Raw genomic sequence first — 600 nt, 5'->3', positions numbered from 1 at the left:
TTCTCACTCGTGAACCGTCCACAACTCGCTTCCGCGGCTGCTTCACCCGGCACACGACGCTCCCCTACCCATCACAGTCCCCGTTGGGGGTATGTACTGCAATGACACGACTTCGGCGGTACGCTTGAGCCCCGCTACATTGTCGGCGCGGAATCACTTGACCAGTGAGCTATTACGCACTCTTTCAAGGGTGGCTGCTTCTAAGCCAACCTCCTGGTTGTCTCTGCGACTCCACATCCTTTCCCACTTAGCGTACGCTTAGGGGCCTTAGTCGATGCTCTGGGCTGTTTCCCTCTCGACCATGGAGCTTATCCCCCACAGTCTCACTGCCGTGCTCTCACTTACCGGCATTCGGAGTTTGGCTAAGGTCAGTAACCCGGTAGGGCCCATCGCCTATCCAGTGCTCTACCTCCGGCAAGAAACACACGACGCTGCACCTAAATGCATTTCGGGGAGAACCAGCTATCACGGAGTTTGATTGGCCTTTCACCCCTAACCACAGGTCATCCCCCAGGTTTTCAACCCTGGTGGGTTCGGTCCTCCACGAAGTCTTACCTCCGCTTCAACCTGCCCATGGCTAGATCACTCCGCTTCGGGTCT

General features: G+C 56.8%; 1 rRNA gene (only partly in view). It reads right to left on the bottom strand.

What is annotated here, in order from left to right:
* Positions 1 to 600, bottom strand: a 23S ribosomal RNA gene (locus IE245_RS36505); its annotated part reaches 1,502 nt to the left of the window's first position; the annotation flags it as partial.

The organism is Streptomyces roseolus (assembly GCF_014649855.1).
Taxonomy (GTDB): domain Bacteria; phylum Actinomycetota; class Actinomycetes; order Streptomycetales; family Streptomycetaceae; genus Streptomyces; species Streptomyces roseolus.
The sequence above is the reverse complement of the archived record's forward strand: the minus strand, read 5'-3'. Positions and strand labels throughout refer to the sequence as shown.